Genomic DNA, 13,062 nt, shown 5'->3' with positions numbered 1-13,062 from the left:
TTGCTAGTTGGGCACCCAGAGTATGGGTTAGGCCTCCTGACGGAGAAGCCTGGCTACCGCAGAGGATCGCCGGTTCCAGTCCTCTTCTTCGATCTCCAACTGTTTCCTGCCCGCGCGCGTAAGCGTATAGAACTTGGCGCGGCGCGAGTTCTCCGTGTTCTTCCACTCCGCATCGAGCCAGCCGGCGCGTTCCAGCCGCTGTAGCGCCGTGAGCAGGGAACCGGGGTTCACCTTGAAGACTCCGCGCGAAACCTGTTCGACCCGGCGAGCGATGCCAAAGCCGTGCATCGGTTCCAGACTCAGTGTCTTCAGGATCAGAAGGTCGAGCGTGCCCTGGATGACATCGGTATTCTGCTCAGTCATAGAACCAAGCTTGGCAGCTTTACATTTTGATTGTCAAGATGTGATGGTCATAGGGAAGTTGTCTATCGTGTCAGGGGATAGATTTGACCTCAGCGGCTAAAGCCGCATTCCTTTTCGCGCCGTATACGGCACGGCTGAAAGCCGTGCCCTTAAGCAAGACAATCGCGCGGTGCGCGATAGATCATCCGAACGAACAAGTCCGTTCAGCTGATTAGAGACGGCTATTAGGAAGTCTCCCTCACACCCAACGGAATCGCTTTTCTGTTCGCGCAAGGCGCGAATGTCTTGCTTAAGGGCATGGCTTCAGCCATGCCGTACCGACGCAGAAAGAAGCGTGGCTAAACAGGCTGCGGAAAAACTCTATATGAGGGGATAATCGGGTCAAATTTGGGGATAGAAAATCATCACCCAATGTCCCCGGATCGCTTATAGGTCATTCTGACGCGATCGTTTTTTTGCGCTTCTCGAAAATCGAGTTTTTCCGCAGCCTGTGAAGCCGTCCCCTTAAGCAAGGCATTCGCGCGTTGCGCGAACAGAGAAGCGATTCCCCTGGATGTGAGGCAGACTCTTCAATTACTCGAATGAACTTGTTCATTCGAGTGATCTATCGCGCCTGCGCGATGGTTTTGCTTAAGGGCATGGCTTTAGCCATGCCGTACCAGCGCAGAAAAAACGGCGGCTTTAGCCGCTGAGGGCAGGTCCATCTCCGGAACATGGACAACTGCCGCTGAGGCTCTCCCAACCGAGAGATCGACAAGGCATCACGGCCCGCTTATACCGCATAAGAATTTGCGAATTCCAATGCCGTCGATCTCGGCCTAGTGTCGAGTTATGGATACGCACGAGACAGCAACAGCACCGATCGCAATCATTGGTGGTGGCGTGAGTGGAGCTCTCACGGCCTATCACCTCATCCGCCAGAACCCGAAGGTTCGCGTCGTTGTGGTGGATCCCAGCCCGTCGCCTGGACTGGGCCTGGCCTATGCGACCCCAAGCTACAGACATCTGTTGAACGTGCCGGCAGGCAAGATCAGCGCGTTGCCCAGCGAGCCCGATCACTTCCTGACCTGGCTGCGAGCGAACCATGATCCGCAGGCGGAGCCCATGACGGCGGAGCCCATGACCTTCGCGCCGCGCGCCGTCTTTGGGCGATACATTCAGTCGCTGCTGGCCTCTGTCTCTGGAATCGAACATCTCAGCGCCAGGGTGGTCGATTTGAAACTTGCGCGAAACAGGGCGGTACTGACCTGCCACGATGGCCGAACCCTGGAAGCGAGAGCCGTCGTGCTGGCGTTGGGCAATTTCGATCCTGCCCCACTTCCCGGCATCGCGCAGCAGGCGCGGACGGCCGGTGTCTATCGGCACAATGCATGGGCTGCTGACACCTTCGACGGGCTCGACCCGCAGGCCCCCATCACGCTCATCGGAACCGGATTGACCGGTGTGGATGTGCTGTTGCGGCTTCGGGAGCTGGGGCACACCGGAACCATCACGGCGGTCTCACGTCACGGCATCTTTCCCAAGCGCCACGCTGCATATGCAGCCACGCAGCGAAGTGCGATTCCGCGGGGTACTCCGGCCACCTGCCTGTCTTATCTACGTACATTTCGCCAGGCTTTGCGCAATGGCGCGGAGTGGCGCGCAGCGGTCGACAGCCTGAGAGAGACGACCAATGAACTCTGGCTCGCTCTTCCGGTTGAGGAGCAGCGCCGCTTCCGTCGCCATCTGCAGCGGCGGTGGGATGTGGTGCGGCACCGCATGGCTCCGGCGATCGCCGACATCATCGAGGCCGAGTTACGCGCCGGCACGCTGCAGGTTCGGGAAGGCGGGCTGCAGGCTGTCGAGCTGGACGGAGAGCGCGCCATCGTCACGATTCGAACACCGAAAGGGAATCAGCGTTTCGAGACTGCACGCGTGATCAACTGCACCGGCCCCAGCATGAACTACAGGAGGGTAGGCTCGCCGCTACTCACCAGTCTGTTCGCGCAGGGGCTCATCGCCGCCGGCCCACTGGGTGGTGGCCTTCGCACTTCGCAGACAGGAGCCGTGATCGATGCCGCTGGGCAGGAGTCGTCTATTCTGTTTAGTCTGGGGCCCGGCCGCCAGGGAACCTTGCTGGAGTCGATTGCCATTCCCGAGATTCGTACCCAGGCGGCGGAGCTGGCCTGCACGCTGCAAACGGCCACGCAGCAGCCGGAAGCGGAGCCGCATAAGGCGGCTGCCCTCTACAACGCAGAGTCGATGGTCAATGCAGAGTCGATGGTCCTTGTGTCTCGCGGAGCAGTCGCATGATCGCAGAGAACGATTGTTGTTTACCCCCACCACGCACCTCCCGCACCTTTGCGGGGATTCTGGGCGCAGCGGGATGGGCAGCTGTGCTGGGTGTCGTGAGCGGACTGGCGTGCGTTCTTGTCCGTCTGCTGATGCGTGGCTTGCAGTGGCTCTTCACTCAGCATGCAGGCTCTTTGCCGGCGGCTGCCGCGGCACTTCCGTTTGGACGCCGCCTGGTCACACCCATTCTGGGAGCGCTGCTGGCAACAGCAATCGCGTGGTTCGTGAAGCGGCGTCTTCGCCTGGCGCCATTCCACGAGTACGTGGAAGCGGTCCGCTTCGGCGATGGAGAGATTCCGTTCCCCTCAACCTTCTGGCGCACCCTCTCTTCCGCGTTCTCGGTGGCCACAGGCGCTGCGATCGGCCGTGAAGGCTCAATGATTCAGTTCGCTGCCGCGGCGGCATCCTGGGTTGGGAAACGATCGGGAGTCCGGCGGGCGTCGCTCGGTCGTCAGGTCAGCTACGGCGCTGCGGCAGCCATTGCCGCCGCCTACTCTGCGCCGATTGCTGGGATGTTCTTCGCCTTCGAGGTGGTTCTTGGCGAATGGTCATGGGAGGATGCGGCTCCTCTGGCAGTCTCCTCCGTTTCCGGCTGGCTTGTGAGCCGAGCCCTGCTTGGAGGGGGACCCATCTTCGCGGTTCACAGCCATTTCACGCTCGATCGCCAGGTTGGGTGGGGAGTCCTTCTCGCCATTGCACTGGGATGCCTGGCGCCGCTCTACCACCGGTTCTTCCGGGGGCTTTGCTTTCTGTGCCACCGGCCTTTCGCCATGGCGTGGGCCGGTCTTGTGGTGGGCCTTCTAAGCCTGATGACACCACTGGTGTGGGGTAACGGCGACATGGCCCTGGTTCAGGTTCTAAGCGGCTCCGGTCTGGTGGGGGCGAGCATCACGCTCCTGCTTGCGAGAACGATCGCGACCGGCGTGTGCGTCGGTGCGGGTACCGCCGGCGGAGTGTTTACACCGACCTTATTCACGGGCGCTGCCCTCGGTCTGATCGCCGGACAGATGTTTGGCGTTACCCAGCCGAGCCTCTTTGCGGTGATTGGCCTGGCGGCATTTCTTGCGGCGGTGACCCACGCGCCCTTCATGGCAACCATGATGGCGGTTGAGCTGACGGACCAATGGCATCTGCTTCCACTGCTGCTGCTCTACAATTTGCTGGCCTGCGAGATCGCACGACGGCTCTCGTCGCGTTCGCTGTACGCGATTGCGACGCCAGATCCGCTGGAACCAGAAGGTGTTGCTGCATGACGCAGTTGCTGCATGATGCATGCGCTATCTTGCGTTGAGGAGAGAGTGTGATTGATAACTTTCGCATCCGTGTCTTCCGGGCGGTAGCCCAGCACCTGAGTTTCACGCGAGCCGCCGAAGAGCTGCTGCTGACGCAACCCGCGGTCACACAACAGGTCAAGCTGCTGGAGGAAGAACTGGGAGTTCCGCTGTTCGACCGTGGCGGCGGTCGCATCTCGCTGACACCGGGTGGGCAGGCGCTGCTGCCATTCGCCGAGAGGATGAGGGCGCTGAGCGACGAGGCGATCGCCGCGGTCGCCGAAGCCTACGGCCAGCAGGCGGGTGAGCTCATCATCGGCGCCTCGCAAACCATCGGCCAATATCTTCTCCCCAGGTTCATCGCGGGATTTACCGCCATGAATCCCAAGGTCAAGGTATGCGCTCGCAGCGGAAACACGGATCAGATGCTGGAAGCTCTGCTGGCGCGTGAGATACAGATCGCCCTGATCGAAGGTCCGGAACAGCGCAAAGACATCCACATTGAACCCTTTATGGAGGACCACATGGTCCTGGTGGTTCCCGCGTCGCACGAGTGGGCCGATCATGAGATCTCGCTGGACGACCTGAAAGGCCAGCCGCTGCTCACGCGGGAGTATGGCTCCGGGTCGAGGCGGGTGATCGAGCATGCCTTCGCGACAGCCGGACTGAAGCTGAAGGATCTGAGGATCTCGATGGAGCTCGACTCGACGGAGGGTCTGCTCAACGCGGTTGAGGCCGGGCTGGGTGTAACGATCGTCTCGCGATGGGCGGTGCGCAATCAACTGTCCCTGGGAACGGTCAAACTTGCTCGCATTCAAGGCGTGAAGCTATCGCGCCGGTTTGCGATGGCATACCCAGCCGGGCCTGAGCCCGTAGGAAGCGTCGGAGCATTTCGGAACTTCCTCATGCGGCAGGCAAACGACATTGCGCCGAGACGTACGAAGAAGTAAGCGGGGCGAGCCGCGCGGTTCCGGGAATTCATTCGCTACGAGTACAATTCGGATTCACGCTTATCCGATGATTCTCGGTCAACGTACGAGCACATCTGCCGTTAAATCCGAACCGCCTGCACCGCCGCAGGTAGAAAGAGGACAAATTCATGAGACAGAACAGAATCGCTTCGCTTGCGTGTGGGCTCTTACTTCTAGTCGTTTTCGCCGCCTCGGGTCTCCGTGCCCAGACCGCTGCGTCACAGCCAGGTTTCCAGAGCGCATATGCATCGGACGCAGATCGGCTCTCCGGAAAGTTCGTTGGCCTTGCCGGAGCAATGACCGGTAAGTATGACTGGAAGCCGGGTCAAGGTGTGCGGTCGGTTGGCGAGGTCTTCAATCTGATCGTGATGGAAAACGGAATGCTGACCCGCGTGATCACAGGCGCCGCGGCTCCGTCAGGCCCCAGACCGGAGCCGATCACCGACCCGGCCAAACTGCAGGCCGCGTTGAAGAGCTCTTATGCAGATCTGCAGAAGGCCATCAGCGGCCTCTCCGATAGCGATCTGAGCGCACCGGTCAAGCTGTTCGGCAGGGATATGACCAAGCAGAGCGCGATCATGATATTGCTGTCGGATCAGCATGAGCATCTCGGCCAGTCGATTGCTTACGCTCGCATGAACAATGTTGTGCCGCCGTGGTCGAAGTAATGGATGGGCTTTCTCTGCGCCGTGAGTAAACGGCGCAGAGATGGTTGGTGCTGAGGATTGGTATCCGAAAAGCGAGCCTACTTATCTAGGCCGCGAGTCAGGCTTAGGGCGTGTGATCGAGCACGCCGTACTGCAGAGAAACTGCGTGTGCAGAGCGCTTCTCAGCTTCGCACCGTAGGTGCGAATGTCTTGCTTAAGGGGACGGCTTCAGCCGTCCCGTTCCAGACATTACTACGGCGGCGGCTTTATTGCTGAGGTACCAAAGGCTATGCCCTCAGCGGCTAAAGCCGCGTTCCCACGTAGTTCTTTTACGGCACGGCTGAAGCCGTGCCCTTAAGCAAAACAAAGCGCTTTTGGCGCTTCCCGCACGCTTATGAGATGACGACGAAGACACTCTAAAGCGCCGAAGACCGTGCCGCTGCACCCTCATCGCCATTTACCATGCGTAACGAGGTATGCGCGCGATGAAACGCAGAGATCTACTGAAGAGCTTGCCCATAGCTGCGGGTGCGATGCTGCATCCATACACCTTGCTTGCGCAGGAGAAGCAGAAGGGCAAGACGCCGCTGGCAACGCCTATCCGCGCGCTGGTTCGCGATGGTGGCGCATTGATGCAGCCGCTGCGTATTAACATCGAGAATCCTGGCCAGCCAGGCGTCGCTATTACCCGTCTCGATGCGAAGGAGATCGACCGGCGCACGCTTCAGAGCGGCCCGAATGGCTTCGATCTTCATCTACCCGCCGTGGATGAGACGCGGCACGCCACCGTCACGGTTGAGCTTGACGGCAGGCAGTTCTCGGAAGCGGTCGAGATCAAGCCGGTGCGCAAGATGCTGATCTATGTGCTGCCGCACTCACATCACGATCTTGGCTATACGGATCTGCAGGCAGATGTCGAAGAGAAACAAATCCAGAACATCCTGAAGGGGATTGAGCTTGCGCGGAAGTCTGCAGCCTATCCGGAGGGCGCGCGGTTCGTCTGGAATCTCGAAGCGCTGTGGGGAACCGATCTCTATAGGAAGCGCCGTCCCGAGGCAGATCGCCGCGCGCTGATTGAAGCGGTGCAAAAGGGCTGGATTGCAATCAACGGCTCGTATGCCAACGAGCTGACCGGGCTGTGCCGGCCGGAAGAGCTGTTGCAGCTCTTCCGTTATTCCGGAGAGCTGGGCAGGACGTGCGGCGTGAAGGTCGACTCCGCCATGATGAGCGATGTTCCCGGCTTCTCGTGGGGAACCGTGACGGCGATGGCGCATGCGGGGATCCGCTACTTCTCCGCTGCACCTAACTTCTTCGATCGCATTGGCGCCTTCATGATGGCCTGGCAGGATAAGCCCTTCTGGTGGATCTCGCCCTCAGGAAAAGAAAAGGTTCTCTTCTGGGTGCCGTGGACGGGATATGCCCTATCGCACGTGATGAAGCTTGGCGATGACCTGGTGGCCAAGTACCAGGATCGCATGGATGAGGTGCAGTATCCCTATGACCTCTCCTATATCCGCTGGTCCGGACATGGCGATAACGCCGAGCCCGACCCTGAGCTCAGCGACTGGATCAGGAACTGGAATACAACCTATGAGTGGCCGCGCTTCTCCATCGCTTCCACCAGCACCGCCTTTGCTGCGATGGAGCGACGTTATGGCAGCCAGCTACCGCAGCATCGCGGCGATCTGACGCCTTATTGGGAGGACGGAGCGGGTTCCTCGGCGCTGGAGACAGCGATGAGCAGGAATGCCGCCGACCGTATCAGCGAGGCTGCAGCACTTACTGCGCTTCTTAATCCAAAGGCCTATAACGCTGCAGACTATGCCGAGGCATGGCGCAATGTCCTGCTCTACTCCGAACACACCTGGGGAGCGTGGAACAGCGTCTCCGACTCGGAGAACAGCTTCGTCAGGAAACAGTGGGAGGTGAAACGCGCGTTTGCTGTCGATGCGGAGAAGCATTCGGAAGAGCTGCTGCGGAAGGCGTCTGGTGACGGCTCTGTAACCGGCACGATCGAAGTCTGGAATGCCAGCTCCTGGAATCGCACCGAAGTCATCTATCTTTCGCGCGAGCTCTCCGCGGCAGGAGACCACGTTGCAGACGAGCAGGGAAGGCCGGTTGCCTCGCAACGGCTAAGCTCGGGTGAGCTTGCCGTGCTGGTTACCGATCTTCCGGCATTTGGCTCGCGCCGCTACAAGGTCTCGCATCAGAAGCCGTACAGTCATCGCAGCCCTGTCACGTATGCGAATCATCGGCTGTCGAATGGGGTGATTGATGTTGCAGTTGATCCCGCCAGCGGAGACATCGTCGATCTTCGTCTGCATGGAACACCGCAGAACCTCGCCGCCAAAACGGGGAAGCACGCGGTCAATCAGTTTCTCCTTCTCAACGGGAAAGATATCGATCACCTACAGTCCAGCGGTTCGGCCAAGGTCGTCATGGAAGAGAGTGGCTCGTTACTCGTTTCTCTCCGCATCGAGGCATCGGCCCCAGGTTGTAAGAGCCTGACTCGCCGTCTTCGTCTCGTGGCCGGTATGGATTACGTGGAAATTGCCAATACAGTCGACAAGCTGCAGGCTCCCCTGAATCCTCATCCCGGAGTGGGCGGACCCGGCGATGAGTTCGCGCAGCGCGGCTCCAAGGAAAGCGTTCAGTTTGCCTTTCCCTTTGCTGTTCCCAACGGCACGATGATGGTTGATATTCCTCTCGGCGCGATGCAGCCGGAGAAGGATCAACTGCCGGGTTCGTGTAAGAACTGGCTGCCGGTCGGACGTTGGGTCGATGTCTCCAACGAGGAATCCGGAGTGACGTGGGTGACGCAGGATGCCCCGCTGATTGAAGTGGGTGAGATCAGCGCAACCATGCTCGGTTCGCAACGCGATCCAACCGTCTGGCGAAAGCAGATTGAACCGTCGCAGACCTTCTTCTCCTGGGTGATGAACAACCATTGGGGAACCAACTATCGCGCCTACCAGGAAGGGCCAGTGACCTTCCGCTACGCGCTGCGGCCGCATCGCAAACGCGATTTCGCCGCTGCAAGCAGGCTCGCCATCGGCTTGTCTGAGCCTCTTGTTGTTCGCCAGGGAAGTGCAGCCGTAACGAAACCCCAACCGCTACCACGTATTGAACCTTCCGATGTTCTGGTGCTCACTTCAAAGCCGAGTGAAGATGGAAAGGCATGGATCCTGCGCTTATTCGGAGCTTCGGGCCAGGAGAGCAAAGCGAAGCTGGTGTGGCCATCCGCTGTTACCGGCAAGTGCTGGAAGAGCAATCTGGCAGAGGATAAGCTCGATGTCCTGGAAGGGGAGATTCCTGTTGGCGGATGGGAACTGGTGACCCTGCGCATCGAGAACGAGAATGGGATGTAGCTCGATGTATGGTCCAGAGCTCCCGCTCGGTTCGAGCGTTCGAATAGTGCATCCCTCTTCGCACCGCAGGTGCGATTATCTTGCTTAAGGGCGCTGAAGCCGTGCCCTTAAGCAAAACAAAACGCCTCTGGTGTTATTTGTAGCACCGAAGGCCTATGAGATGTGTCTTCATCGCGGTTTACCTGGACTGCTAAACTTCCGGAATGTCTGCCTTGTCCTATTTGGTGGAGGTGGTGTTTTGGGGCGCTGTGGGGCTGCTCATTGCTGGCATTTCCTCGGTTCTTCTCGTCAAATCGGCGTCTAGACTCCAAAAGAGCTTCTGGACTGTGGTCTCCTGCGGAGCAGTGCCATTCATTGGCCTATTGTGGTTGGCGTTCATTGTCCTGTTCGTCCACGTGAAGATTTCGAATAAATGGGCTCATCAGGATTCGGGAATGAGCGGCGATCCCTATGTCACGCTGCCCAACGGATACCGGCTGGAAAGCGGAAATACATATGACGACACGCTGGTGGCTCCTGGTTTCCACAGCGATGTTCCAATAGCCGGCCCCGGTTATGTGAGGTCAATCATCCATCTCAAAATTGATGGAGACGAGTTTGTCGGCGATCAGTATTGCTTTGAGACCGATTCGATCCGGCCCTTTCGATTCGACATGAAGACGATGAGATTTGAGGCGCCCGAGTGCGCATCTACTCAAAACAAAACTTTTGGCGCCAGGGGCGATGAGGCTGGAGAAGTATGGGGCGATGCTCAGACGCATGCACGTTTCGATACGGATGGCTTCTGGGCTCTTTATGACAGGTACCGCCACCACTGGCCTAACTATGTTCTTGCAGTGTTGATTATTCTTGGCGAGGGAGCCTTGATTCTGGGCGTACGGAGACTGCTGGGAATCAGCGCTAAGCGCTGAAGGCGCGTTCTATACGAGTCCAGGGCAGCCCAGGTCTCCGGCCCAATAATAAAGGGCTGAAGGCACGCTCTATAACTCTCATGCGATGTGGCCGAAGAATTCTTGGCCGGGACAGGAAAAGCCGGGCCCAGGTCCCTTAAGGGACCTGGGGCACCCGGTGCATCGGTTATCGCTAGTATGTCGATACACGCATTGAACCTTTTTGGCTTCAATTGCGTACTGCCTTCCATTCGTCGCAAGGAACAGGGAGGACCATCCATGCAGCTTGCACTACCGAAGTCATTCCTTTGCCTTCTGCTGCTGCTAGGTTCCACCGCAGCTTTCTCTCAGACCGAGCCGTCCAAGCTGTTCGAAACGATGCAGGGCCTCGATACGCAGTTGTTCGATGCGGCGAATCATTGCGACTACGAGAAGCTGACCGCGCTGGTGGACGAGAACCTCGAGTTCTATCACGACCAGGGCGGCCTGATGCTGGGCAGGCAAGCCTTTCTGGAGTCCATCAAGCGCAACACCTGCGGCGTGATGGTTCGTGAACTCGTGCCCGGAACTCTGCAGGTCTACCCGGTCAAAGGCTATGGAGCGATCGAGATGGGAACGCATCGCTTTCATCACCCCGGTCACGAGAAAGAGTTTCCCGCAGCAAAGCAATTAGGCATGACTCGCTTTTTGGATCCAGGCGCGGATGAGTGGCAGGTAGGAGAAGCCAAGTTCCTGCATATCTGGCAACTGAAAGATGGAACCTGGAAGCTGACACGTGTCGTTAGCTATGCCCACTAGAGTGTGTGAAGGCCAAAGACGCTACGTCGCTTGTCTCTCGTTTCGCGCAACGTTCTGTCGCCGTCGCACTTCACTTGCCTTGATGATTTCGCTCATATCCCCGGCCGGCCGAATCTCGAAGCTGTTGCCGTATGTCAGCGCCGGATGCTGCGACATAAGCTGTACAGCATGATTCATGTCCCTCGCCTCGAGGATGAGGATGCCGCCGAGGTGTTCTTTGGTTTCAGTATAGGGACCGTCAGTCGTTGCTACCTTGCCGTTCTTCCAGGACAAGGTCAATGCGGTCTCCGGACCCTGAAGCGCTTCGCCACCGGCCCAGTGCCCGTTGGCGCGAAGATGGTCGTCGTATTCAAAGCATGTGTCGAACATGGTGTTTCGCTCGGCATCAGTCAGGCCATCGAATTTGCCTTTGTCGTAGTAGCCAAAACAGAGGTATTTCACTGTTCTTCTCCTTTTCCTTCCACCCTCAATGAGGGACTATAGAGCGGGCCTTCCCTGGTCATAAATGTTGTCATCCTGAACGTTCGGGGTCCCCAGCGAACTTGTTCGCTGGGGTGATTAGTGAAGGACCTGCTTTTCGATGCTTCGGTTGGCAAAAGCTCTTACGAGACTGCCACGTAGGAAGACCATCTTTATGCTCCCTACGGAGCAGGGAAGAAAAGAAGCTCGCGGACCTCGCCGGGCACATCGCAGACGATGGCAGCCTTCTTCGCCCATGCAAGTGCCTCGTCCAGATTGGCGGCTTCCAGGATCCAGAATCCGCCCATGTGCTCTTTGGTCTCGATGTACGGCCCGTCGGTGATGAACACCTGGCCGTCGGACTGCTTCCGCAGCGTCTTCGCGTTGGCGGCCGGAGCAATGCCGCAGGCGAACTTCCTGGCGCCGGCAGCGATCATTTCGCGGTTGAGCGCGTGGATCTCTTCCATCATCGGTTCGGTGACGGTGGAGGGGTCGAAGTTGTCGGGAAGGTAGTTGCAAACCATATATTGCGGCATGACTTTTCTCCTTGGGTTCTGCGGTTCGTTTCCTGTTCACTCAGGAACCGTAGCGCATCGTTCTTTTGCCTATAGTCGTGGGGGAGGCGGAAATTCGACAGCCGCTCCGATTTTTATTTCAGTTTTTATTTCAACTGTCGGATCCGCTCCTGCAGGAATTGCCGCTCCGGTTCCTGTTGGGTCAGCGACAGGGCCTTCTCGTAAGAAGCCAGAGCCTCGGCGGTCCTGCCTAGCCTGCGGTACAGCTCTGCACGGGCGGAGTGTGCCAGGTAATAATTCGCTAATTCGCCCTGCTGTAACACCGCGTCGATCTGCGTCAGGCCGGCCTCCGGACCGTCGCACTCGGCAATGGCTACGGCTCGGTTGAGATACACAACCGGCGAAGGCTGAATGCGTACCAGTTGGTTATAAAGCGCGACAATCTGCCGCCAGTCGGTCACGGCGATCGATTCCGCTTCCGCATGAACGGCTGCAATTGCAGCCTGCAGGGTGTAAACGCCGAAGCGGCGAGAGCTCAGGGCGCGCTCCACCAATGCCACTCCCGCGTCGATCTGCGCGCGGTTCCAGAGCGAGCGGTCTTGATGTTCCAGCAGGATCAGCTCTCCGGTCGGAGAGGTCCTCGCGGCGCGGCGGGATTCCTGCAGCAACATCAGGGCAAGCAGCCCCATACTCTCCGGCTCCGGCTGGAGCTCCATCAGCAGCCGCCCCAATCGAATGGCTTCGCCGGTGAGTTGGGCCCGCGTGACCTCCGCTCCCGCCGCAGCCGAGTAGCCCTCATTAAAGACGAGGTAGATGACCTGAAGCACCGCGTTCAGACGCCCAGGCAACTCCTGCGGCGCCGGCACCTCGTAGGGAATCCGCGCCTCGCGAATCTTTGTCTTGGCGCGCACGATGCGTTGGGCCAACGTTGCCGGCGTCACCAGAAAGGCGCGGGCAATCTCCTCCGTGGTCAGGCCGCAGATCTCCCGCAAGGTGAGCGCAACCTGTCCTTCCGGAGCCAGAGCGGGATGGCAGCAGGTGAAGATCAGTCGGAGGCGATCGTCGTCTATCTCTTCATCCTCTATCTTTTCGCTTCCGCCCGGCTCGTTGTTGACGCGCGATTCCATGTGGGCGACAAGATCCCGCTGTGCTCCATCGAAGCGCGTGCGCCGGCGTATGGCATCGATGGCTTTGAAGCGTGCCGTTGAAATCAGCCAGGGACGCGGGTTGTCCGGAATGCCGGTCTTCGGCCATGCGTCCAATGCGGCAGCAAAGGCCTCGTGCATCGACTCTTCGGCCAGATCCAGGTCACCGAGCAGGCGCACCAGCGTCGCCAGAACCCAGCCCGATTCCGAGCGGTAAAGCGTCTCAATGGTCTTGCTGAGCTGTTCGGGCACAGGCGACGGCATGTACGCCAACCTAACAAACGAAGGAGTTGGATACAACTGG

The 13,062-nt window shown here is 58.9% G+C and carries 11 protein-coding genes; 7 read left to right on the top strand and 4 right to left on the bottom strand.

The genetic code is table 11. The annotated features are described in order from the left end of the window. Nucleotides 1-27 precede the first annotated feature (27 nt). Complete coding sequence (locus FTW19_RS23025; RefSeq protein ID WP_147649920.1) at nt 28-363, bottom strand: PadR family transcriptional regulator; 336 nt, start codon at nt 361-363, stop codon at nt 28-30. Nucleotides 364-1,194: 831 nt separating this feature from the next. Between FTW19_RS23025 and FTW19_RS23020 the strand changes: the two genes are divergently transcribed. The 7 genes from FTW19_RS23020 (at nt 1,195) to FTW19_RS22990 (ending at nt 10,639) form a co-directional block, all read left to right on the top strand. Continuing rightward, complete coding sequence (locus FTW19_RS23020) at nt 1,195-2,655, top strand: FAD/NAD(P)-binding protein (RefSeq protein ID WP_147649919.1); 1,461 nt, start codon at nt 1,195-1,197, stop codon at nt 2,653-2,655. Continuing rightward, entirely contained in the window at nt 2,652-3,947 is a 1,296-nt protein-coding gene (locus FTW19_RS23015; protein ID WP_147649918.1) for a chloride channel protein, read from the top strand. The genes FTW19_RS23020 and FTW19_RS23015 overlap by 4 nt, the downstream gene beginning before the upstream one ends. A gap of 47 nt (nt 3,948-3,994) precedes the next feature. After that, nucleotides 3,995-4,915 (top strand): LysR family transcriptional regulator, encoded by a 921-nt coding sequence (locus FTW19_RS23010; protein WP_147649917.1) that lies wholly within the window; start codon nt 3,995-3,997, stop codon nt 4,913-4,915. 149 nt (nt 4,916-5,064) lie between these two features. Next, nucleotides 5,065-5,604, top strand: a complete 540-nt coding sequence (locus FTW19_RS23005) for a DinB family protein (protein ID WP_147649916.1) — start codon at nt 5,065-5,067, stop codon at nt 5,602-5,604. A 464-nt stretch (nt 5,605-6,068) separates the two neighbouring features. Continuing rightward, nucleotides 6,069-8,951: a glycosyl hydrolase-related protein gene (locus FTW19_RS23000; protein ID WP_187143139.1), complete on the top strand. Its 2,883-nt coding sequence runs from the start codon at nt 6,069-6,071 to the stop codon at nt 8,949-8,951. 203 nt (nt 8,952-9,154) lie between these two features. Then, nucleotides 9,155-9,862 carry a hypothetical protein gene (locus FTW19_RS22995; RefSeq protein ID WP_147649914.1) on the top strand — a complete coding sequence of 236 codons (708 nt, stop codon included), beginning with the start codon at nt 9,155-9,157 and terminating at the stop codon, nt 9,860-9,862. 258 nt (nt 9,863-10,120) lie between these two features. Further along, nucleotides 10,121-10,639, top strand: a complete 519-nt coding sequence (locus FTW19_RS22990; RefSeq protein WP_147649913.1) for a nuclear transport factor 2 family protein — start codon at nt 10,121-10,123, stop codon at nt 10,637-10,639. A 21-nt stretch (nt 10,640-10,660) separates the two neighbouring features. On the opposite strand, the gene FTW19_RS22985 is transcribed toward FTW19_RS22990, so the two are convergent. The 3 genes from FTW19_RS22985 to FTW19_RS22975 all read right to left on the bottom strand — a co-directional run bounded on the left by FTW19_RS22985 (nt 10,661) and on the right by FTW19_RS22975 (nt 13,022). Further along, on the bottom strand, nt 10,661-11,080 hold the full coding sequence (locus tag FTW19_RS22985; protein ID WP_147649912.1) for a YciI family protein: 420 nt from the start codon (nt 11,078-11,080) through the stop codon (nt 10,661-10,663). A gap of 200 nt (nt 11,081-11,280) precedes the next feature. Beyond that, a complete protein-coding gene (locus tag FTW19_RS22980; RefSeq protein WP_147649911.1) occupies nt 11,281-11,634 on the bottom strand; it encodes a YciI family protein in 354 nt (117 codons plus the stop codon). Between the two features lie 125 nt (nt 11,635-11,759). After that, entirely contained in the window at nt 11,760-13,022 is a 1,263-nt protein-coding gene (locus FTW19_RS22975; RefSeq protein ID WP_147649910.1) for an RNA polymerase sigma factor, read from the bottom strand. Nucleotides 13,023-13,062 lie beyond the last annotated feature (40 nt).

The organism is Terriglobus albidus (assembly GCF_008000815.1).
In the GTDB taxonomy this organism is placed as follows: domain Bacteria; phylum Acidobacteriota; class Terriglobia; order Terriglobales; family Acidobacteriaceae; genus Terriglobus; species Terriglobus albidus_A.
This window is presented reverse-complemented; position numbering and strand designations above follow the sequence as displayed.

Coding starts and splice junctions, on each gene's coding strand:
- FTW19_RS23025 (WP_147649920.1), bottom strand. CDS start 363: ATGACTGAGCAGAATACCGATGTCATCCAGGGCACGCTCGACCTTCTG.
- FTW19_RS23020 (WP_147649919.1), top strand. CDS start 1,195: ATGGATACGCACGAGACAGCAACAGCACCGATCGCAATCATTGGTGGT.
- FTW19_RS23015 (WP_147649918.1), top strand. CDS start 2,652: ATGATCGCAGAGAACGATTGTTGTTTACCCCCACCACGCACCTCCCGC.
- FTW19_RS23005 (WP_147649916.1), top strand. CDS start 5,065: ATGAGACAGAACAGAATCGCTTCGCTTGCGTGTGGGCTCTTACTTCTA.
- FTW19_RS23000 (WP_187143139.1), top strand. CDS start 6,069: ATGAAACGCAGAGATCTACTGAAGAGCTTGCCCATAGCTGCGGGTGCG.
- FTW19_RS22995 (WP_147649914.1), top strand. CDS start 9,155: ATGTCTGCCTTGTCCTATTTGGTGGAGGTGGTGTTTTGGGGCGCTGTG.
- FTW19_RS22990 (WP_147649913.1), top strand. CDS start 10,121: ATGCAGCTTGCACTACCGAAGTCATTCCTTTGCCTTCTGCTGCTGCTA.
- FTW19_RS22980 (WP_147649911.1), bottom strand. CDS start 11,634: ATGCCGCAATATATGGTTTGCAACTACCTTCCCGACAACTTCGACCCC.
- FTW19_RS22975 (WP_147649910.1), bottom strand. CDS start 13,022: ATGCCGTCGCCTGTGCCCGAACAGCTCAGCAAGACCATTGAGACGCTT.